We start from the raw sequence: 20,571 nt of genomic DNA on the forward strand, positions 1-20,571 counted from the left end.
ACGATGAAAATGAGCGCGCAATTTATAGCGGCATTCGAGCGTGTAGGAAAATGTCGGTTATGGGGTGAGAAGGGGACGGACCGCTATTCTTGGTCAACCCGGCACCCGTATTGCTCTGCACTTAAACCCAAACGATCAATTTGCATGATTTCGTCACGCATCTCCATGAGCATTTTAGCCTCGATGCGCCCTGAAGTAGCCTCTCTCACTTCCTCGATTTGCGTAATGTATCTGCGAATGGAGGCATCGCTCAGGCTGAAGGGACATTTTTCGTAGGGCCATTCGTTTTCAATGGTCCCGAGCGTCGTCTGGTCCGAGAATGAGAGGCGGCTCATGGTTAGCTCCCCCTCATCGCAGTTCTTACCGCCCTCGAAAACATCAATGCCGCGGACTGGTTCATCAAAGAACTCTGAGGCGAACCAACGGGCACATCCGCCTGATACGCGATCTTCCCAGTACCAGACCAAACCAAATCCCTTCCAATGATACTCCGCATTGGCCCGGGAAGGCACGCCATCGGGCTTCGGGATAACAGGACTGATGAGTGGAACCAACCAGCCATAAACGAGTATTGGGCCAATTGGTGTAAGTATGATGGTAGCGATAGATAACGCCGCAGCCAATATGGCGCAGCCCAGTGCCGACTTCTTGCTTGTCCTGTATACCATGAACAATAGCTACAGAGCCGCTTTGATGTCTGCAATGCTACAGTCAGCGGACATCCATCGCCTCAACCCAACCACCCCGCATGCCACTTCACATGCTCGGCCAGAAAGGTCGAGATGAAGTAGTACGAGTGGTCGTACCCCTCCCGCATGCGGATGCGCGCGTCGATGCCGGCGGCGTCGCAGGCGCCGGCGAAGCGGTGGGTCTGGAGTTGCTCGTCGAGGAAGGGGTCGGCGGTGCCCTGGTCGATCAGGATGTGGGGGTGGGCCGCGCCATCTTCGACCAGCGCGACGGCGTCGTATTCGCGCCATGCCTTCGGGTCGCTCCCTAGATAGCGGCCGAGCGCCTTTTCGCCCCACGGCACCTTGCTCGGCGCGACGATCGGGCTGAAGGCGCTGATCGAGCGGAAGCGGTCGGGATTGCGCAAGCCCAAAGTCAGCGCGCCGTGGCCGCCCATGCTGTGCCCGGTGATCGACTGGCGCGCCAGGTCGACCGGGAAATTCGCTGCGAGCACCTCGGGCAGTTCGCGCTCGATATAGCTGCGCATGCGGTAGTGCCCGGCCCACGGCGCTTGCGTGGCATCGACATAGAAGCCCGCGCCCTTGCCGAAGTCGTATTCGCCCTCCGCGTCGGGCACATCGTCGCCATTCTTATCTGGGCCGCGCGGGCTGGTGTCGGGGGCGACGAAGACGATGCCGTGCTGCGCGCAGGCGGCGCGGTAGTCGCCCTTCTCGGTCACATTGGCGTGGGTGCAGGTGAGGCCGGAGAGGTACCACAGCACGGGCAGCTTCGCGCCTGATTCGTGCGGCGGGACGTAGACCGAGAAGGTCATGGCGGTGCCGGTCTCGGCGGAGGCGTGGGAGTAGACGCCCTGCGTGCCGCCGTGGGACTTGTTTTCGCTGAGGATTTCGAGGGTCATGGGCCGACACTAGCCGTGCGTGCCGGGCTTGTCGAAGGCAAGACTTGCCAATTTCCGTCGCCCCGGACTTGATCCGGGGTCCCGCTTGTTTGTGGCAACGCGCCGGGCCGCGAGGGAAANGCGGCGCGTGGCCCCAGTGCCTGAGCAAGCGCAGGATGTCCGCGCCCGCGAGGCCGACCGTCGCGGTGTTGCGCAGCGGGTGGACGTTGACCTGCGCCGCCTTCGCCAGCCCGGCCTCCAGCACCACCGTCACACTGCCCGGCGCGGCGTTGATCATCGCCAGCGGGGTAACCGATCCCGGCGCGATGCCGAGCAGGCGCTGCATGTCTTCAGTCTTGGCAAAGCTCACCCGCTTGCAGCCGATGGCATCGGGCAACGCCTTCAGGTCCACGCGACCCTCTGCCGGGACGGTCACCAGCCAGAAAGCGCCACCCGCGTCCTTGAGGAACAGGTTCTTGGTATGCGCGCCGCGGATATGCGCCTTGAGGTCGCGGCTTTCCTCGACCGTGAACACCGCGCGGTGCTCATGCACTTCATGCGCAATGGACAGCGCGGCGAGGTCCGCCATCAGGCCTTGCTCGCCTCTCATTGCGAAAGCCCCTCCCCGTGGGGGGAGGGGTGAGTGTCAGCTCTGCTTCCGATTGGCTCAACCCATGCGGTGGAGCGCGCAGAGCTTGTTGCCGTCGGGATCGCGCAGATAGGCGAGATACATCGCATTCGGCGTGCCTTCGCCGCGCACGCCGGGAGGATCCTCGACCGCGGTGCCGCCATTGGCGACGCCCGCCGCGTGCCACGCGTCGGCCTGTTCGGGGGTCATGGCAAAGCCGATGGTGCAGCCGTTGCCCGCTGTGGCCGGCGCGCCGTCGATCGGCTGGGTCACGAGGTATGCGCCGCCGTTGTAGAGATACATCAGGCGGCCCTTGTCATCGACGATGGCTTCCTTGCCGCCAATGGCCTTGAAGGTCGCGTCGTAGAATTTCTTCGACCGGTCGATGTCGTTCGAGCCGACCATCATGTGACTGTACATTGCTTTGCTCTCCCTTTGAGTTGCGAATTGCTACCTGTGCGTGCCCATTGCCCGCGTCAAGCTGTCAAATCTCGACCGCGATCGTCGCGGTGGCCGGATCGCCCGTGTTGGGCATGTCTTTCGGATCGATCAGCAGCAGGTGCACCTCGCCCTGGCGCGCGCAGGGGCGATGCTCGGTACCGCGCGGCACCACTATCAGCTCGCCCGGATGCAGCACTTCGGTGCGATCGCGAAACTCCATTTCGAGCTCGCCTGCGAGGATCAGGAACAACTCGTCGGTCTCCTCGTGGCAGTGCCAGATGAACTCGCCCTCGACCTTGACCAGCCGCACCTCATGATCGTTGTATCGCGCGACGATGCGCGGCGCCCAATGATCCGAAAATTGCGCCAGCTTGTCTGCGAGATTGACCTTGGTAGCCATCAATAGACAACCACGCTGCGGATGCTTTCGCCGGCGTGCATCAGGTCGAAGCCCTTGTTGATCTCCTCGAGGGTGAGCACGTGGGTGATCATCGGGTCGATCTGGATCAGCCCGTCCATGTACATGTCGACGATCTGCGGCACGTCGGTGCGGCCCTTGGCCCCGCCAAAGGCCGTGCCGCGCCAGTTGCGCCCGGTGACGAGCTGGAACGGGCGGGTGGCGATCTCCTTGCCCGCTTCGGCCACCCCGATGATGATCGAGGTGCCCCAGCCGCGGTGGCAGCATTCCAATGCGGTGCGCATCACCTCGGTGTTGCCGGTGGCATCGAAGCTGTAGTCTGCCCCGCCATCGGTCAGCTCCACGATTCTGGCCACCGTATCCTCGCGGCTCATGCCCTTGGTATTGAGGAAATGGGTCATGCCGAAGCGCCTGCCCCAGTCCTCGCGTTCGGGGTTGATGTCGATGCCGAGGATCACATTGGCCCCTGCCAGCTTCGCGCCCTGGATCACGTTGAGGCCGATCCCGCCGAGGCCGAACACCACCACATTGTCGCCAGGCTGGACTTTCGCCGTCTTGGTCACCGCGCCAACCCCGGTGGTGACCCCGCAGCCGATATAGCAGCTGGTTTGGAACGGCGCGTCCTCGCGGATCTTCGCCACCGCGATTTCGGGCAGCACGGTGAAATTCGAGAAGGTCGAGCAGCCCATGTAGTGGTAGATCGGCTGGCCCTTGTAGCTGAACCGCGTGGTCCCGTCGGGCATCAGCCCCTTGCCCTGCGTCGCACGGATGGCGGTGCACAGGTTGGACTTGCCCGAAAGGCAGGTTTTGCACTGGCCGCATTCGGGGGTGTAGAGCGGGATGACGTGATCGCCCGGCTTCACGCTGGTCACCCCGGCACCGACCTCGCGCACGATGCCTGCGCCTTCATGTCCGAGCACGCTGGGGAAGATGCCCTCGCTGTCGAACCCGTCGAGCGTGTAGGCGTCGGTGTGGCAGATGCCAGTCGCCATGATTTCGACCAGCACTTCGCCTGCCTTCGGCCCTTCGAGGTCGAGCTCGACGATCTCGAGCGGCTGCTTGGCTTCGAAGGCGACGGCGGCGCGGGTTTTCATTGGGGCATTCTCCTTTGCCGGGGTGATTGGCGTTTCGACCGGATGAAGGCAAGGGCACAGCGGATCGAATTCGATTGGCTTTGCGCGAACGGTCGGTAAATTTGCGCGCATGGCTCGCAAATCCTTCTGCGCGGCACTCGCCGCTCTGCTCACTCTCACTGGTACGACAGCTTGCGCGCAGGCGACCGAGGCCGATCCGGCGGTGGAGAAATTCGTCGCGTGGCAGGAAGCCAACCAGCTGCCCGCGCTGATGCTCGAGACGGCAGGCCCGGCGGCGCAGACGAGCGGCGGCAATCGCATCGGCGGCGCGGTGTGGCTGCCGGACGGGGCCGAATGGCCGCTCGATCGCAGCGGCAAGCGGATGACCTTCCTCGCGCAGATCGACTTCGCCGAGCTGCCGCCGCTGCCCGACTATCCTACCAGCGGCGTGTTGCAGTTCTTCATTGCGCGCGACGATCTTTACGGGGCGAATTTCGAACAGCCCGAACAAGGCGATTTCAAGGTCGTGTGGCACGAGACGACCGAGGGCGAAGGCCGCTTCGAAACCGGGCCGCAATCGTCGCAGGGCAAATACGACGATTATTCGCCGCTGTATGAAGAGGCCGCGCTGCGCGGCGTGGCATTGCGCGCGGCGCGGGCCGCACCGCACCGGCCCTCGGTCGATTCGTGGCTCATCCAGCGCGACGCGGCCATGCTCCCGGCTGGCGAAGACACTGGGGCATGGGATGCGATCTACGAATATCTTGAGTCGCCGGCCGGACAAGGCGGCTACGGAACCTCGCACATTGGTGGCCATCCCGAGTTCGTCCAGTGGGACTGGCGGGCGTACGAACCCTACCAGAATGTCGATCGCGTCCTGCTCAACCTGTGGAGCAACGACGATGTCATGATGTGGGGCGACGTGGGGCAGGGGCAGTTCACCATCCGCCGCGAAGACCTGCTGAAGCGCGACTTCAGCAAGGTCTTCTACCAGTGGGACTGCTCCTGACCGGTCAGAACTGCGTCAGGCTGAGATTGTTGCCGTCGGGATCGAGGAACCACGCGATCTGCGGCCCGCCGCCGGGCGGCTGCCACACGCCGTCCTCGCGCTGGCCGAAGCCTTCGTAGATCTGGAACTCGACGCCCCGCGCGTGCAATTCTGCCATGGTTGCGGCGATATCGTCGACCACCCAGCCGAGAATGGTGTGCGGGCTGGGCGTGTGGCCCGCGATATCGGTCAGTCGCATCATCGTGCCATCAAGGTCGTAGACTACGGCAAAATCGTCCTCCGAAAGCTGGGTCAAGCCGAGCGTCTCGCTATAGAACGCCTTGGCTGGGGTGCGGTCGGCGGTGCCGACGAAGGTTACAGGTTTGCTGGTGGCCAGGGTCATGGTGCAGTCCTCCCTCGGGAGAGGGAGATACTGCGAATCCCGCCCAGACGCTATCCTTCGTGCACCGTCTTGGTGACCATGCAGGCCATCACCCCTTCACGCCCGTCCTCGCTGCCGTAGCCGGACCATTTGACCCCGCCGAAGGGTGCATCGACCGCGCTGACGGTTCCACCGTTGATCGCCAGCATCCCTGCCTCGATCTCGGCGGCGAGGCGCTGTTTGCGCGCGCCGTCCTGCGTCCAGGCATAGGCGGCAAGACCGTAGGGCAGGCGGTTGGCTTCTGCGATCATTGCATCTTCTCCGCGCATCGGGTTGAGGATCGCGACCGGGCCGAACGGCTCCTCGTTCATGATCTCGGCATCGGTCGGCACTTCGGAGAGCACGGTCGGCTGGTGGAAGAAGCCCTGGTTGCCGATCCGCTCGCCGCCGGTGAGCAGCTTCGCACCCTTTTCCTTCGCATTGCCGGTCAGGCCTTCCATCCGCTCGAGCCCGCGCGCGCTCGCCATCGGGCCCATCTGCATGCCGTCTTCCAGCCCGTTGCCGACCTTCACCTTCTCCGCCCGCGCCACAAAGCCGTCGCGGAATTTCTCGAACACGTCCTCCTCGATCAGGAAGCGCGTCGGGCTGACGCAGACCTGGCCGGCGTTGCGGTATTTGTTGGCCGCCATGGTATCGAGCGCCTTGTCGATATCGGCATCCTTGAACACCAGCACCGGCCCGTGCCCGCCCAGTTCCATGGTAGCGATCTTGAGATCGTCCGCCGCGAGCTTCGCCAGGTGCTTGCCGACCGCGGTCGATCCGGTGAAGGTCACCTTGCGGATTACCGAGGAGCCGAGCAGGTGGCGGCTGACATGGTCGGGCACGCCGAACACGCACTGGACGACATCGCCCGGTACGCCCGCATCGAGGCATGCCTGAACCATGGCGATCCCGGCCGAGGGGGTTTCCTCGCTCGGCTTGACGATCACCGAACAACCGGCGGCGAGCGCGCCGCCGATCTTGCGCATCACGTTAAGCGAAGGGAAGTTCCACGCCGCGAAGCCCGCCACCGGGCCGACCGGGTGGTATTGCACCTCGGCGCGCTGCCCTTGGGGGCGGACCAGCGTGCGGCCATAGAGGCGCTTGCATTCGCCGGCGTAGAATTCGAGCAGCATGGCCGAATAGATCGTCTCGCCTTTGGCTTCGGCCAGCGGCTTGCCCTGTTCGCGGGTCAGGCCGTAGGCGATATCTCCGGCGCGCTCCTTGATCAGCGCAGCGGCTTTCATCAGCGTCGACGCGCGCTTGTCCGCCGGGGTCTTGCGCCATTGCCGGAAGCCCCGCTCGGCATTTTCGAGCGCGGCATCGAGATCGGCCTCGGTCGCCCGCGGCAGGGTGCCGATGGTCTCGCCGGTTGCCGGGTCGATCACATCCTCGTGCTCGCGCGCCTCGAGCCCCAGTTTCTCGCCGCCGATAAGAAGATGGAGGTCGGGATAGCTGGCCATGGAGTGTCCTTTCGCGCGCGAAGGCGTCGTTGCGGGTGATTGTTCAGGTGAACCCAGCTAGGGAGCGGGTCATGCGAATGCTACCCTTTCTACTGATCGCGGCACTGGCCGTTCCCGCTGCGGCGCAGGATTCCGCCGTTTCGCCGCAGCTCACACTCGAGCAGTCGACCGCGCTGCGGTGCTCGGCGGCTTTTGCCATCGTCGCGGCGGATCAGGCGGCGGGAGATGCGAAGGCGCTGGAATTCCCGCCGATGGCGCAGCGCGGGCGCGAGTTTTTCGTCCGCGCTTCGGCGCAGCTGATGGACGAGGCGGGGGTGACCCGCGCCGATGTCGCAGCGCTGTTGCAGGTCGAGGCGCAGCGCCAGCGCGATACCGGCAACACGGCGGAAATCATGCCCGCCTGCCTGCTGCTGCTCGATGCGTCCGGAATTTAGGCCAACCGCCTGATTTCGTCGGGTATCGCGCCGCGTGCGCTATGGACCCGACTCGGCGCATGCGGCATGAGCTTTTGCCATGTGGCGCCTCTACCAATTCCCGCTCTGCCCGTTTTCGCGCAAGGTGCGCCTGCTGATGAGCGAGAAGGGCATCGGCTACGAGCTGTGGCGCGAGAACCCGTGGGACAATCGCGACGAATTCTGGGCGCTCAATCCGGCCGGGCGCACCCCCGTCCTGCACGATGCCGAAAAGAAGATCACCCTGTGCGACAGCCGGGCGATCTGCGAATATTTCGAGGAAACCGTCGATCAGGCGCCGATGATCGCGGGCACGTCGCGCGAACGGGCGGAGATCCGCCGCCTCGTCGCATTGTTCGACGAAAACTTCTTCAACGACGTCACCGCACCGATGCTGAGCGAGAAGATGAAGAAGCGCATCGTGCTGCGCCAGCCGCCGGATTCGCGTCGTATCCGCGATGCGATGAAGCTGGCGCATGGCCATCTCGACTATATCGACTGGCTGATCGACAACCGCACCTGGCTCGCCGGTCCTCGCATGAGCCTCGCCGACCTCGCCGCCGCGGCACAGATTTCGGTCGCCGACTATCTCGGCGGGATCGACTGGGCCGGACACGAACAGGCCAAGGGCTGGTACGCGGTGTTCAAGAGCCGCCCGAGCTTTCGACCATTGCTGTCGGAACGGATGGAAGTGATCCAGCCGCCGAGCCACTACGCCCTCGTCGACGGGTAACCTTTTCCGCGTGCCTGCGAACACTATATCTCCCCCGAAAGAAGGAGATTCCCGATGGTCGATTTCAAGGACCTGACAGCCGCCGAATGGCGCGAGCGGCTGAGCCCCGAGCGGTTCCACATCCTGCGCGAGAAGGGCACCGAGCGTGCCTTCACCGGGCAGTATGACAAGCATTACGATGCCGGCGAGTATTTCTGCGCCGGGTGCGGGCAGAAGCTGTTCGAAAGCGATTCCAAGTACAACAGCGGCTGCGGGTGGCCCGCTTTCACTGCACCGGCAGAAGGCGGCGCGATCGACGAACATCGCGATACCTCTTTCGGTATGGTGCGCACCGAAGTAACCTGCTCCAACTGCGGCGGCCACCTCGGGCATGTGTTTCCCGACGGGCCGCGCGAAGCGGGTGGATTGCGCTATTGCATCAACAGCGCCTCGATCGATTTCGAACCGGAGGACAAATAGTCCTCCCCCGTTCACGCGAAGTTAGAACTCGCCTATGCACTGCGGCAGCTGACAGATGCGCCACAAGCTCAGGCGCCAGATGACTGCAGGGTGGATGGCGAAGAGAGGTAGCCGGCGCAGCGCCGCCGCGAACAGCAAGAAGCCCGAAAAGGCACCGCTGCGCGGCTGGCGCTTGTGGCTGCGCCGCGCGGTGATCACCGGCACAGTGGTGTCGCTGTTAGGGCTGCTGTTTCTCGGTCTCGCGGTTGCCTTTGCGGCGCGCTCGTTGCCCAGTTTTGCCGAGCTTCAGGCCACCCAGACCGCCCAGACGATCGTGGTGCGCGCGCGCGACGGCACAGAAATCCTCGAACTCGGGCCGAGTTTCGGCAAATGGGTCGATGCCGAGGAAATCCCCGACGATATGAAGAATGCGATGGTCGCGGTGGAGGACCGCCGTTTCTATTCGCACCCGGGTGTCGACCCTTACGGCCTCGCCCGCGCGCTGTGGGTTGCGGCAACGGGGGACAGGCGGGTTGCGGCGACTTCGACCATCAGCCAGCAGCTGGCGCGCAACCTGTTCCTCAACAACAATCGCACGCTCGATCGCAAGCTGCGCGAAGCGGTTCTGGCGATGGCGCTCGAATGGAAATTCTCCAAGGAAGAGATTCTCGAGCTTTATCTCAACAAGGTCTATTTCGGCGGCGGTGCCTACGGGATCGACAGCGCCAGCCGCAAGTTCTTCAGCCACCCGGCGACCGAGCTGACCACCGGCGAGGCGGCGATCATCGCCGGTCTCGTCAAGGCCCCGAGCCGCTATTCGCCGACCGCCGATGTGACCAAGGCGGTCGAACGCGCGCAAACGGTGTTGCGGCTGATGAAGGAGCAGGAACTGATCGATCCATCGGTGACGGTCGACCCATCGGCGGTAAAACTCAAACAGGATGCCGCGCAGAATTCGGTGCGCTACTTCACCGACTGGGCACTGCCGCAGCTCGACCTGCTGCTGCCCGAAACGACCGAGCCGATCGAAGTCTGGACCACGCTGGATGTCGGAATGCAGCGTGCGGCGGAAACAGCGATTTCGGCGAACACCCCGGGCGGCGCACAGGGCGCGCTGGTCAGCCTCGACCGCGATGGCGCTGTGCTCGCGATGATCGGCGGGACCGACTATGTCGAGACCAACTACAACCGCGCGACCGATGCGGTGCGCCAGCCCGGCTCGAGCTGGAAACTGTTCGTCTACATGGCGGCGCTGGAGGCAGGCTATAATCCCGAATCCAGGGTCAAGGACGTGCCGGTCACCATCGACGGGTGGAGCCCGCGCAACTCGGGCGGGGGCTACGCCGGGGAAATCGATGTCCGCACCGCCTTCGCCTATTCGAAAAACACCGTGGCGGCACAACTGGGCAACGAGGTCGGCTTTGGCACCGTCGCCAGCATGGCCCGCCGGTTCGGCATAACCACCCCGATCAAGACTTTTCCCTCGATGGTGCTCGGCACTTCGGAAACCCGGCTGATTGACATGACCCGCGCTTTTGCGGCGGTCTCGGCAGGCGGCAAGTCGGTCGAGCCCTATGGCATCCTCAAGGTCACCACCGCCGGCGGCGAGGTGCTGTACGAGCACGAGAAGGCAGCCAGCACCCAGCTGGTTCCGGAGTATGTGGCGGCCGGGATCACCGATCTGCTGCAGACGGCGGTGAGCACCGGCACCGGGCGCGCGGCGCAGATCGGGCGGCCGGTAGCGGGCAAGACCGGCACCACCACCTCGAACAAGGACGGCTATTTCGTCGGTTTCTCCAGCGGGATTACGACCGGGGTCTGGATGGGGCGGGACGACAACAAGGCGGTGTCCGGCCTGCAGGGCGGACGTGCGCCCGCGCAGGCGTTTTCCGCCTTCATGCGCTTTGCGGTCAAGAACCGTCCGGTCGAACAGTTCAATACCGAGCTCAAGCTGCCCGAATGGCAATTGGAGCCCGACGACGAGTTCTACTACGGCGACCCTGAAGACTATTACTATATCGACGAGCAGGGCAATCTGATCGAACCGGGCGGCGAGCGCGATCCGGCGGATGGCCCGGGCGGCACGGGCGGCGAGGAAGGTGTTCTCGATCGCCCGCGCCCGCGCCCGCAACCGGGCGAGCAGGGGCAGGCGGCGAGCGACGATTTCCTCGACCGGGCGACGGGGGGCGGCACCCCGCCGCGCCCGACACCTCGCCCCATCCCGACGCGAATCCCGACCCAGGCCCCGGGCCAGTAGGCCGCGAGTAAAAGGGAGGCGGTTTGGCAGGCGCGGTGTTCATCATTCCGCTGGTGACCTCCACGGTTTGTCATCCCCGCGAAGGCGGGGATCCACGGCGGACCCCGTCCCATGGATTCCCGCCTTCGCGGGAATGACAAGGCCAATGGAAAAGGGCCGCTCCCTCGCGGGAACGGCCCTCTTGCCAGTCGCTCGGGTTTTCCGCCTTAGCGGATGCGCACCGGGCGATAGATCGGGTTGCTGCTGCGCGACGGCTTGATCCGCAGCAGGATCGCTTCGCGGCCGGCGGCCTCGGCCGCGCGGATCGCCGCTTCGAGTTGTTCGACCGTGGTCACTTCCTGGTAGTTCGCCGAGAGGATGATGTCGCGGCGGGCGAGACCCTTGGCGGCGGCATCCGAGCTCGGATCGACCCCGGAAATGGCGAGGCCCTTGCTGTCGGCGGGCGCGCCGAGCTGGCGGGCGATGTCGGGCGTTACCGGAACCACCTGCAGGCCCAGCTTCTCGCCGATCAGATTGTCCGACGGCATGGTCTGCGGCAGATCCTGATCGTCGCCGTCCTGGCTGAACATCTGGCTGCGCGCGAGCTCTTCCTCGGTCGGCCGCTTGCCCACCGTCGCAGTGACCGTGCGCCGCTGACCGTCGCGCAGAAGCTCGATCGGGATGCGCGTGCCGGGCTTCACATTGGCGACGAGGAACGACAGCGTCTGCTGGTCGGTCACTTCCTTGTTATTGACCCGGGTCACGATGTCGCCGGCACGAATGCCGGCCTTGTCGGCGGCTTCGTCGGGCACGACGACCTGCACCAGCTCGCCGCGATTCTTCTGCAGGCCGAGCGAATCGGCAAGATCCTCGTCGACCGGCTGGATGCTCACGCCGAGATAGCCGCGCTCAATCGCGGTGCCTGCCTTGAGCTGCTCGACGATCGGTGCGGCGACTTCGGCGGGTATCGCGAAGCCGATGCCGACGCTGCCGCCGGTCGGCGAGTAGATCGCATTGTTGATGCCGATGACGTTGCCCTGCATGTCGAACAGCGGGCCGCCTGAATTGCCGCGATTGATGCTGGCATCGGTCTGGATGTAGCGGTCATAGGCGCCGCCGCCGGTGTTGCGCAGCACCGAGGATACGATGCCCGAGGTCACCGTTCCGCCGAGGCCGAAGGGGTTGCCGATCGCCACCACCCAGTCGCCCACGCGGGCCTTGGTGCTGTCGCCGAATTCGACGAACGGGAAAGGGCGGCTGCCGCTGATCTTGAGCACCGCGAGGTCCGAGGCCGCATCGTTGCCGACCAGCTCGGCGGCATATTCGGTGCCGTCGGGCAGGGTGACGGTGATTTCCTCGATCGTGCCGTTCTGCGCCGGGCTGACGACGTGATTGTTGGTCACGATATAGCCGTCCGACGAGATGATGAAGCCCGAACCGAGCGAGGTGCCCTCGCGCGTTTGCGGCTGTTGCGGCTGCTGGCGGAAGAACTGGCCGAGCGGCGAACCGGCAAAGGGGTTTGCCGCAACCTCGACCCGCTGGCGGGTAGAGATATTGACCACCGCCGGGGCGAGCTGTTCGGTAAGGTCGGCGAAACTCTCCGGCGCGCCGGCGCGCGGGACCACTCCGGCCATCCGGCTATCGTCGTTCTGTGCCACCTGGGCTCCGGCCGGGTGGCCGGTCACCAATGACAGGGCTGCGCCGCCCACCAGCAGCGCGGAGGTCAGTCCATAAGCGTATCGCACTGGCTTCTCGTCCTTTGTCTTGCTTGGCATTACGATCCTCTAGTCAATGCGCGTCAAAGCGCTGAAAGTTCCCGCCCGGATATCGCACTTCCGGGGCTTAATCGCGATTGAACGGTCGATGCCGTTCGTCGAGCTGCATCGACCGTCCGGCTCACCGCTGTCCGCGGAACTGCCGCAGATATTCGTTGTCGGGCGACAGGATCAGGTTGTTCTGCGGCCCGCCCTCGCGGGTTGCGAAGGTTGCGTCGTAGCTCTGCATCGCGCGGTAGAAGTCGTAAAAGCCCGGATCCTTGCCGAACGCGGCAGCATAGATCTTCGACGCCTGGGCATCGGCTTCGGCGCGGATGATCCGCGCGTCGCGATCGCCCTGCGCGCGGATGGTGCGCGCTTCGCGCTGGCGGTCGGTCTCCATCCGCTGGAATGCGGAGTCGAGTGGCGCGCCCGACGGCAGGTCGGTGCGCTTGATCTGGACGTCGATGATCTCCGCGCCATATTGCTTCGCCTGCCGGTCGAGCTTGGTGCGCACATTGGCCAGCGCGGTCCCGCGTTCGGCGGTCAGCATCGCCTCGAAGGTCCGCCGTCCCAATTCCTGCCGCAGCACCGAGTTGAGGATCGGCTCGAGCGCGGTGCGCACGCCGTCCGTATTGCCCGCGCGTTCGACCATGCGCACCGGATCGACGATACGGAACCGGGCATAGGCATCGACCAGCAGGCGCTGCTGGTCGTTCGACAGCACTTCTTCCTCGTTCATTTCGAGGTCGAGCAGGCGCTTTTCGATCGTCTGTACGCTGTCGACGAAGGGAATCCGCAGGTACAGGCCCGCCCCGGTCTTGCCTCCGGGGGTGTTGACCGTGCCGACAGGCTGGCCGGTACGGATGATTACAGCCTGTTCCTCCTCGCTGACGACATAGGCGCTGGAGAAGAAGGCGATGATCGCCGCAGCGACCGCGATGATCGAGCCACGATGGTTGTCCCAGATATCCTGCATCGATCTACTCCTGCGCCGGCTTGGGCGGGGTCACGGTCGCGATCGGCGGCTGTTCCGCCCGCCGCCGCAGTTCGGGCAGCGGCAGATAGGGGGTAACCCCGGTGGCCTCGATGATCGTCTTGTCGTTCTGGCTCAGCACGCGCTCCATGGTTTCGTAATAGAGCCGCTGGCGGGTCACTTCGGGTGCCAGGCGATATTGCTCGTAGACCTTGTCGAAGGCTTCGGCTTCGCCCTCGGCATTGGCGAGCACCTGCTGGGCATAGCCGCGCGCGGTGTTGCGCGCCGCATCGGCATTCTGTTCCGCCACCGAGACGTCGCGGAATGCATCAACCACTTTCTCCGGTGGGTCGGCCTTGGCGATTTCCACCCCGATAACCTGGATCCCGGCCTGGTAGGCGTCGAGGGTGCGCTGCATGCGCTCGCGCACGCGCTGTTCGATTTCGGCGCGGCCCTGGCCCGAGAAAGTCTGGTCGAGCGTCTTTTCCGCCACCGATGCGCGCATCGCGGCTTCGGCCACTTCGTTGACCGTCTCCGCCGGATCGGCGAGCCGGAACATGTAGTCTTCGAGGTCCTTGATGTTCCAGCGGACGATGTAGCTCAGGTCGACCAGATTCTGGTCGCCGGTCAGGATCAGCTTGGCGGTCTCGCCCTCGGCGGGAATGCGCACTGCGCGGACCCCCTGGACGTCGAGCACATCGACCGTCTCGATCGGCCACGGCAGGCTGACCTTGAGGCCGGGCGAAAGCGTGCGGGTATAGTTGCCCAGCGTCTTGACCACCGCCTGTTCCTTGGGGCCGACCAGATGGACCGAGGTCATGAGCAGCCCGACCGAGACCAGCAGCACCAGCACCACCGGGAACCAGCTCTTGCCGCCGGGGCGTTCGGGCAGGCGGAAGTTGCCGCCGCTGCCCCCGCCGCGGCGCGGGCCACCGGGGCCGCGATTGCGGAAAATATCCTCGATATTGGGCGCGCGCCGTTCCCCGTCCCCGCCGCGCGGCGGAAGCCACGGGTTCTTCGGGCCTTTCGACGTATCGGGCGCAGACGTATCATCCCCGCCATCGCCGGGCTCGCCGCCACCTGAGCCACTGCCCCCGGATCCGCCGCCCCACGGGTTCTTGCCAGCCATGGCCAACCCGAATTTCTCTCTCAACGCACGCATTGTGTCCATGGCCCCTGTTATAGGTGTCGATTGCAGGAAAAACAGGGGTTGCGGGCGGGAATTTGCTGCTAGGAACCCCCGCGATGGATGAACAGGGACTTCTTACGCGCCTGCCGGCTTCGATCGCCGGTCGGGTGCAATCGATCAGGCAGGCAGAAGGCACCGTTACGCTGGTGATCGATGCCACCGGGCTCGACGCGGCGACGCGCGAGGCTTTTCAGACCGCCTGCCGCGATATCCTGGGCGAAGCCGAAGGCGTCGAAACCGTGCGGGTCGCGATGATGGCGGACAAGGCCAGGCGGCGGATCATCGCGATCGGATCGGGCAAGGGCGGGGTGGGCAAATCGACCCTGACCGCCAACCTCGCCGCCGCGCTGCACAAGATGGGCCGCAAGGTCGGGCTGGTCGATGCCGATATCTACGGTCCCTCGCAGCCCATGCTTATGTCCACCGGGGGCGCGAAGCCGCAGGCCAAGGACGAACAACTGCTGCCGGTGATCAGCCCGCTTGGCATCCCGATGCTGTCGATGGGGCACCTGGTCGAACCGGGCAAAGCGCTCGCCTGGCGCGGGCCGATGGCGGGCAACGCCTTCGGCCAGCTGGTCGATGCCGACTGGGGCGACACCGAAATCCTGCTGCTCGACCTGCCGCCGGGGACAGGCGACGTGCAGCTCTCGATGCTGCAGAAGCACAAGCCCGACGGCGCGATCATCGTCTCGACCCCGCAGGATCTGGCGCTGATCGATGCGCAGCGTGCGGCCAATCTGTTCGACAGCGGCAAGGTGCCGATCATCGGGCTGGTGGAGAATATGGCGGGCTACGCCTGCCCGCATTGCGGCGAGGTAAGCGATCCGTTCGGCCGGGGCGGGGTCGAAGCGGCAGCGGAAGGCACGGGCATCCCCTTCCTCGGGCGCATCCCGCTCGCGCTGGCGATCCGCGCGGCAAGCGATGCGGGCGAGCCGCCGGCTGCAGGCGATGCGCCGGAGGGCGAAGCCTTCACCGCGATCGCGCGCCAGCTCGCCGAATGGCTCGACACGCCGCAGGGGGCCGGAGCCTGACCATGCGGGTCAGCCGTCGCGGAGTGCTTGCCGGGGGCGCGCTGGGCGGCGGATTGCTGGTCGCATGGTACCTTATGCCGCGCGCATTTGCCGATGCGATGCAGGCGGTCGAAGGTGAATACAAGTTCGGCGCGTGGCTCCGTATCGCCGAGGACGGGGTGGTCACGGTGGCCGTGCCGCAGCTCGAAATGGGGCAGGGGGTGACGACGATCCTGCCGCAAATCGTCGCCTTCGAACTGGGTGCGGACTGGCGGCAGGTCGCGGTCGAGCCGGTGCCGGTCAGCGGGGCCTATGCCAATGTGCCGCTGGCGGCGAAATGGGCCCCGCTGTGGGTGCCGTTCCTGCCCGGAGTGGCCGAGCCGAAGGACAGCCTCATCGCCGAGCGTTTCGCGCAGTCGAACCGCTTTACCGCTACCGCCGACGGCACGACGCTTGCAGCCTATGAGGCCGGGTGCCGCGAGGCCGCCGCCACCGCGCGCGCTATGCTGGCGATGGAAGCGGCAGACCGGTGGGATATTGCGTGGGAAGAATGCTCGGTCGAAAGCGGCCTTGTCTCCCATGGCAAGAAGGTGCTCACCTTTGCCGAGCTTGCCGCTGATGCGGCCGCGCAGGATCCGCCCGATCCGCCGCCGCTGCGCCCCGAATTCGCCGCCGAGCGACCGCTGCCCGGGCAGGCCGACGCACCGATTGTCTGGCCCCGCCTCGACCTGCCGTCGAAAGTCGACGGCAGTCACCTGTTTGCGGGCGATGTGCGGCTGCCCGACATGGTCTATGCCGCGATCAAGCACGGGCCGGTTGCGCGCGAGTGCGAGCTGACCGCGTTCAACCCTGCCGCAGGCTACGCCATCCGCGAGGTGGTGAAGGTGGTGAAAGGCAAGCGCTGGCTCGCCGCCGTGGCGACCGACTGGTGGAGCGCCAATCGCGCGGTCGAGGCGATGGAACCGCGCTTCACCGTCACCGGAGCGGTTGGGGGCCATGCCATCGAGGAGAAGCTGTCGCGCCTGCTGAAGAAGGGCACGACCCACCGCATCGGCGAGATCGGCGAGGTCGGCAATCCGATCGCCAACCCCGAAATCGCGGTGCGATACGATGTTGCGCCCGCGCTCCATGCCACGATCGAGACCGCGACGGTCACCGCGCGGTTTGTCGGCGGCAGGCTGGAACTGTGGATGGCGACCCAGGCACCCGAACAGGCGCGCATCGCGGCAGCGCGTGCGATCGGCATCGCGCTGGGCGACGTGGTGCTCTACCCCTCGCCCGCAGGGGGCAGCTTCGACCGGCGGCTGGAGCACGACCACGCGATCGAGGCCGCGCTGATAGCACGCGAAGTGGGGCAGGATGGCGGACGCCCGGTCCAGCTCGTCTGGTCGCGCTGGCAGGAACATTTGGCCGGCATCCCGCGCCCGCCGGTTGCCGCGATGCTGAGCGCGCGCGTGCCCAAGGGCGGCGGCGGGATCATCGACACGCTCCACGCGCGCATCGCCGCGCCGTCGACCCATTTCGAATTCGGCGCGCGGCTGTTCGACAACGCCACCCGGCTGGCTGCGTTCGATGCCGCAGAGGGCAAGGCCGATGCCATGGTGGTCGAAGGCGCGATGCCGCGCTACGGCATTCCCAACATGGCGGTCGACCACGTCCCGGTCGCTCTGCCACTCGCCACCGGGCGGATGCGCGGCAATGCGCATGGCTACACCGCCTTCTTCATCGAGAGCTTCATCGACGAGATCGCGCACAAGCACAGCCGCGAGCCGCTGTCGTTCCGCATCGGCATGCTGGGCGGCGACCCACGCATGGTCCTGTGCCTGCAACAGGCGGCGCGGCTGGCCGAATGGGACGGCGGGGTCGACCAGAGCGGGCAGGGGATCGCGTGCCACTGGATGGGGCCGGCGGTGGGCGGCGGGCGGATCGCCTGCGTCGCCACCGCGCGGCGCGACAGCGGCGGGGTGCGGGTGACCAAGCTGTCTGCCGCGGTCGATATCGGGCGGATCGTCAATCTCGACATCGCGCGCCAGCAGATCGAGGGCGGGCTGGTCTACGGAATGGGCCTCGCGCTCGGTTCGGGCACAAGCTACTTCGGCGGACTGCCGAGCGCCCAGCGTCTGTCGGACCTCGATTTGCCGCTGCTTGCCGACTGCCCCGAGATCGCGGTCGAGTTCATCGCCGGGGAAGAAGACCCCTTCGATCCGGGCGAGCTGGGCGTCGCGGTCGCCGCGCCCGCCATCGCCAACGCACTTTTTTCCGCGACAGGGCTTCGCTTTCGCCGGCTTCCGCTTATTTCCGAGGGCCTATGACCCTCACGCCGCAAAACCTCCCCGCCGATCATCCGCCCGTGCTCAGCTGCAGGATCGGCGTGCTGCTGGTCAATCTGGGCACGCCCGACGCGCCCGACGCGAAATCGGTCAAGACCTATCTGCGCGAGTTCCTGTCGGACAAACGGGTGGTCGAAATCCCCTCGCTGATCTGGCAGCCGATCCTGCGCGGGATCATCCTCAACACACGGCCCAAGCGCTCGGCCGAAGCCTATGCCAAGGTGTGGGGCGAGAAGGGCTCGCCGCTCGCGGTCATTACCTCGCAGCAAGCGGAGGCATTGCAGGCGCGGCTGGGCGATCAGGCGATTGTGCGATGGGCGATGCGTTACGGCGAGCCTTCGATCGCGCGCGAAATGCAGGCGCTGATGGTAGCCGGCTGCGACCGTATCCTGTTCGCGCCGCTCTATCCGCAATACTCGGGCGCGACCAACGCGACGGCTGTGGACAGGCTTGGGGACTGGCTGCGGGAAACCCGTTGGCAACCCGCCGTCCGCACGCTGCCGCCCTATTACGACGACCCGGTGCATATCGCTGCGCTGGCCGAAGACACCGCGCGCCAGCTCGACGCGCTCGATTTCGATCCCGAAGTGCTGTTGCTGAGCTTCCACGGGATGCCGCTGCGCACGCTCGAACTGGGCGATCCCTACCATTGCCACTGCCGCAAGACCGCGCGGCTGCTCGAGGAAGCGCTTGCCCGGCCCGGCCTGCGGGTGGTGACCAGCTTCCAGTCGCGCTTCGGCCGCGCCAAGTGGCTCGAGCCCGCAACCGACGCGACGATCGAGCTGGAAGCTGCCAACGGAACCAAGCGTATGGCGGTGGCGATGCCGGGCTTTTCCGCCGACTGCCTCGAGACGCTGGAAGAGATCGCGATGGAGGGCCGCGAGACCTTACTTGAGGCGGGTGGCGAGCATTACGCCGCGCTCGCCTGCCTCAATACCGGCGAGCCGGGAATGGCAATGCTCGAACAAATTATCCGCCGCGAATTGTCGGGCTGGATTTGACGTAGGAATTTACTTACACTGGTGTAGGTAAGGAGCATTCCATGGCTACTCTCGCTGAACCCGCACCGCCGATTTCCACTCCCGCACCGACGCATTGGGAGGAGGGCAACCCCACCCCGACGGATCTTTCGCACATCCCCGGCGATGGCGGACTGCCGGTGATCGGCAACACCTTCAAGATGCTGGCCGACCCGCATGCCTTCACCAAGGCGATGGTCGAGAAGTATGGTCCGGTGTACAAGAACCGCGCCTTTGGCGGCTGGGTTATCTCGCTGGTCGGGGCAGAGGCCAACGAGCTGGTGCTGTTCGACCGCGAGAAGATCTTCTCCAGCGAACAGGGCTGGGGGCCGATCCTCGACAAGCTCTTCCCGCGCGGGCTGATGCTGATGGACTTCGACCATCACCGCGCCGATCGCCGGGCGCTGTCGATCGCGTTCAAGCCCGAACCGATGCGTCATTACTCCGGCAGCCTCAACCGCGGCATCGGCGAAACCGTCAAGAACTGGGGCGACAAGCCGATGCAGTTCTATCCGGCGATCAAGCAGCTGACGCTCGACCTCGCGGCGGACAGCTTCATCGGCCTGCCGTGGGGCCCGGAGGCGGACAAGATCAACGAAGCCTTCGTGTATATGGTGCAGGCGGCGGTCGCGCCGATCCGCCAGCCGCTGCCGTTCACCCTGATGCGCAAGGGGGTGAAGGGGCGGGAGTTCCTCGTCGAATATTTCACCGCCGAAACCCATCGCCGTCGTGCCGAAGGCGGCGGGCAGGACATGTTCAGCCAGTTCGCCACCGCGACGCGCGAGGACGGCAGCCTGCTGCCGGTCGACGAGGTGGTCGATCACATGAACTTCCTGATGATGGCGGCACACGACACCATCACCTCCAGCGCAACCTCGCTGATCTACCTGCTCGCCAAAAATCCCGCATGGCAGGAGAAACTGCGGCAGGAGATCGTCGCGGTGACCGGCGGGCTCGATGCGCAGGGGCAGGCACGCCCGCTCGCCTACGAGGACCTCGGCAAGCTCGATTTGTGCGAGATGGCGTTCAAGGAAGCGCTGCGGATGATCCCGCCGGTCCCCTCGACCCCGCGCCGCGCGCTGCGCGAATTCACCTTCGGCGGATACCGCATCCCGATGGGCACCCATGTCGGGATCAACACGCAATATGTACATCACATGGAAGAGCACTGGCCCGAACCCGCAAAGTTCGACCCGATGCGCTTTACCCCGGAAGCGGTGAAGGCGCGGCACAAATATGCCTGGGTTCCGTTCGGCGGCGGCGCGCATATGTGCCTCGGCCTGCACTTCGCCTATATGCAGGTGAAGATCCTGCTGGCGCAAATCCTCCCGCGCTACGAGATCGCGATCGCCGAGGGCTACGATCCCGAATGGCAGGCCTGGCCGATCCCCAAGCCGAAGGACGGGCTGAAGGTCGAATTCCGCAGCTTGTGAGTCCC

At 65.4% G+C, this 20,571-nt stretch carries 19 protein-coding genes and 1 pseudogene; 9 read left to right on the top strand and 11 right to left on the bottom strand.

Features of this window, described 5'->3' with window-relative positions; all coding sequences use genetic code 11:
- Positions 1 to 83: 83 nt before the first annotated feature.
- The 6 genes and pseudogenes from NSO95_RS14750 to NSO95_RS14775 all read right to left on the bottom strand — a co-directional run bounded on the left by NSO95_RS14750 (position 84) and on the right by NSO95_RS14775 (position 4,145).
- Positions 84 to 668 (bottom strand): hypothetical protein, encoded by a 585-nt coding sequence (locus NSO95_RS14750; RefSeq protein ID WP_257597095.1) that lies wholly within the window; start codon positions 666 to 668, stop codon positions 84 to 86.
- A gap of 62 nt (positions 669 to 730) precedes the next feature.
- The gene (gene fghA / locus NSO95_RS14755; protein WP_257597096.1) at positions 731 to 1,585 is read right to left on the bottom strand and encodes an S-formylglutathione hydrolase; all 855 of its coding nucleotides are present in this window, start codon (positions 1,583 to 1,585) and stop codon (positions 731 to 733) included.
- 205 nt (positions 1,586 to 1,790) lie between these two features.
- Positions 1,791 to 2,174 (bottom strand): annotated as a pseudogene (locus tag NSO95_RS14760) (prolyl-tRNA synthetase associated domain-containing protein); the annotation flags it as partial.
- 57 nt (positions 2,175 to 2,231) lie between these two features.
- Positions 2,232 to 2,612, bottom strand: a complete 381-nt coding sequence (locus NSO95_RS14765; RefSeq protein ID WP_257597097.1) for a VOC family protein — start codon at positions 2,610 to 2,612, stop codon at positions 2,232 to 2,234.
- Positions 2,613 to 2,676: 64 nt separating this feature from the next.
- Complete coding sequence (locus NSO95_RS14770; RefSeq protein WP_257597098.1) at positions 2,677 to 3,033, bottom strand: cupin domain-containing protein; 357 nt, start codon at positions 3,031 to 3,033, stop codon at positions 2,677 to 2,679.
- Positions 3,033 to 4,145 (bottom strand): S-(hydroxymethyl)glutathione dehydrogenase/class III alcohol dehydrogenase, encoded by a 1,113-nt coding sequence (locus NSO95_RS14775; RefSeq protein ID WP_257597099.1) that lies wholly within the window; start codon positions 4,143 to 4,145, stop codon positions 3,033 to 3,035. Before NSO95_RS14775 ends, NSO95_RS14770 begins: the two co-directional genes overlap by 1 nt.
- 109 nt (positions 4,146 to 4,254) lie before the next feature.
- Here NSO95_RS14775 and NSO95_RS14780 point away from each other — a divergent pair, with 109 nt between their 5' ends.
- Positions 4,255 to 5,133: a YwqG family protein gene (locus NSO95_RS14780; RefSeq protein WP_257597100.1), complete on the top strand. Its 879-nt coding sequence runs from the start codon at positions 4,255 to 4,257 to the stop codon at positions 5,131 to 5,133.
- A gap of 4 nt (positions 5,134 to 5,137) precedes the next feature.
- On the opposite strand, the gene NSO95_RS14785 is transcribed toward NSO95_RS14780, so the two are convergent.
- Positions 5,138 to 5,515, bottom strand: coding sequence for a VOC family protein (locus NSO95_RS14785; protein ID WP_257597101.1), 378 nt, complete (start codon positions 5,513 to 5,515; stop codon positions 5,138 to 5,140).
- Positions 5,516 to 5,565: 50 nt separating this feature from the next.
- Positions 5,566 to 6,996 carry an NAD-dependent succinate-semialdehyde dehydrogenase gene (locus NSO95_RS14790; protein ID WP_257597102.1) on the bottom strand — a complete coding sequence of 477 codons (1,431 nt, stop codon included), beginning with the start codon at positions 6,994 to 6,996 and terminating at the stop codon, positions 5,566 to 5,568.
- 77 nt (positions 6,997 to 7,073) lie between these two features.
- Between NSO95_RS14790 and NSO95_RS14795 the strand changes: the two genes are divergently transcribed.
- From NSO95_RS14795 to NSO95_RS14810, 4 genes are all read left to right on the top strand, one after another.
- Positions 7,074 to 7,430 (top strand): hypothetical protein, encoded by a 357-nt coding sequence (locus NSO95_RS14795; protein WP_257597103.1) that lies wholly within the window; start codon positions 7,074 to 7,076, stop codon positions 7,428 to 7,430.
- Between the two features lie 79 nt (positions 7,431 to 7,509).
- Positions 7,510 to 8,181 carry a glutathione S-transferase family protein gene (locus NSO95_RS14800; protein ID WP_257597104.1) on the top strand — a complete coding sequence of 224 codons (672 nt, stop codon included), beginning with the start codon at positions 7,510 to 7,512 and terminating at the stop codon, positions 8,179 to 8,181.
- Between the two features lie 54 nt (positions 8,182 to 8,235).
- On the top strand, positions 8,236 to 8,640 hold the full coding sequence (gene msrB, locus NSO95_RS14805; RefSeq protein WP_257597105.1) for a peptide-methionine (R)-S-oxide reductase MsrB: 405 nt from the start codon (positions 8,236 to 8,238) through the stop codon (positions 8,638 to 8,640).
- A gap of 94 nt (positions 8,641 to 8,734) precedes the next feature.
- On the top strand, positions 8,735 to 10,876 hold the full coding sequence (locus NSO95_RS14810; RefSeq protein ID WP_257597107.1) for a transglycosylase domain-containing protein: 2,142 nt from the start codon (positions 8,735 to 8,737) through the stop codon (positions 10,874 to 10,876).
- Positions 10,877 to 11,082: 206 nt separating this feature from the next.
- Here the strand turns inward: NSO95_RS14810 and NSO95_RS14815 are convergent, their stop codons facing one another.
- From NSO95_RS14815 to hflK, 3 genes are all read right to left on the bottom strand, one after another.
- Positions 11,083 to 12,630: a Do family serine endopeptidase gene (locus tag NSO95_RS14815; RefSeq protein WP_257597108.1), complete on the bottom strand. Its 1,548-nt coding sequence runs from the start codon at positions 12,628 to 12,630 to the stop codon at positions 11,083 to 11,085.
- 121 nt (positions 12,631 to 12,751) lie between these two features.
- Entirely contained in the window at positions 12,752 to 13,588 is an 837-nt protein-coding gene (gene hflC / locus NSO95_RS14820) for a protease modulator HflC (RefSeq protein WP_257597109.1), read from the bottom strand.
- Positions 13,589 to 13,592: 4 nt separating this feature from the next.
- Positions 13,593 to 14,714 carry a protease modulator HflK gene (gene hflK / locus NSO95_RS14825; protein WP_257597110.1) on the bottom strand — a complete coding sequence of 374 codons (1,122 nt, stop codon included), beginning with the start codon at positions 14,712 to 14,714 and terminating at the stop codon, positions 13,593 to 13,595.
- 311 nt (positions 14,715 to 15,025) lie between these two features.
- Here hflK and NSO95_RS14830 point away from each other — a divergent pair, with 311 nt between their 5' ends.
- The 4 genes from NSO95_RS14830 to NSO95_RS14845 are packed head-to-tail and all read left to right on the top strand — an operon-like array spanning position 15,026 to position 20,566.
- Positions 15,026 to 15,805 carry an Mrp/NBP35 family ATP-binding protein gene (locus tag NSO95_RS14830; protein WP_436278049.1) on the top strand — a complete coding sequence of 260 codons (780 nt, stop codon included), beginning with the start codon at positions 15,026 to 15,028 and terminating at the stop codon, positions 15,803 to 15,805.
- A 2-nt stretch (positions 15,806 to 15,807) separates the two neighbouring features.
- Positions 15,808 to 18,096, top strand: a complete 2,289-nt coding sequence (locus tag NSO95_RS14835; protein ID WP_257597112.1) for a molybdopterin cofactor-binding domain-containing protein — start codon at positions 15,808 to 15,810, stop codon at positions 18,094 to 18,096.
- Positions 18,093 to 19,115 carry a ferrochelatase gene (gene hemH / locus NSO95_RS14840; protein ID WP_257597113.1) on the top strand — a complete coding sequence of 341 codons (1,023 nt, stop codon included), beginning with the start codon at positions 18,093 to 18,095 and terminating at the stop codon, positions 19,113 to 19,115. Before NSO95_RS14835 ends, hemH begins: the two co-directional genes overlap by 4 nt.
- Before the next feature lie 41 nt (positions 19,116 to 19,156).
- Positions 19,157 to 20,566 (top strand): cytochrome P450, encoded by a 1,410-nt coding sequence (locus NSO95_RS14845; RefSeq protein ID WP_257597114.1) that lies wholly within the window; start codon positions 19,157 to 19,159, stop codon positions 20,564 to 20,566.
- Positions 20,567 to 20,571: the final 5 nt, after the last annotated feature.

Origin of the sequence: Parerythrobacter lacustris (genome assembly GCF_024626475.1) — a bacterium.
GTDB classification, from domain to species: domain Bacteria; phylum Pseudomonadota; class Alphaproteobacteria; order Sphingomonadales; family Sphingomonadaceae; genus Parerythrobacter_A; species Parerythrobacter_A lacustris.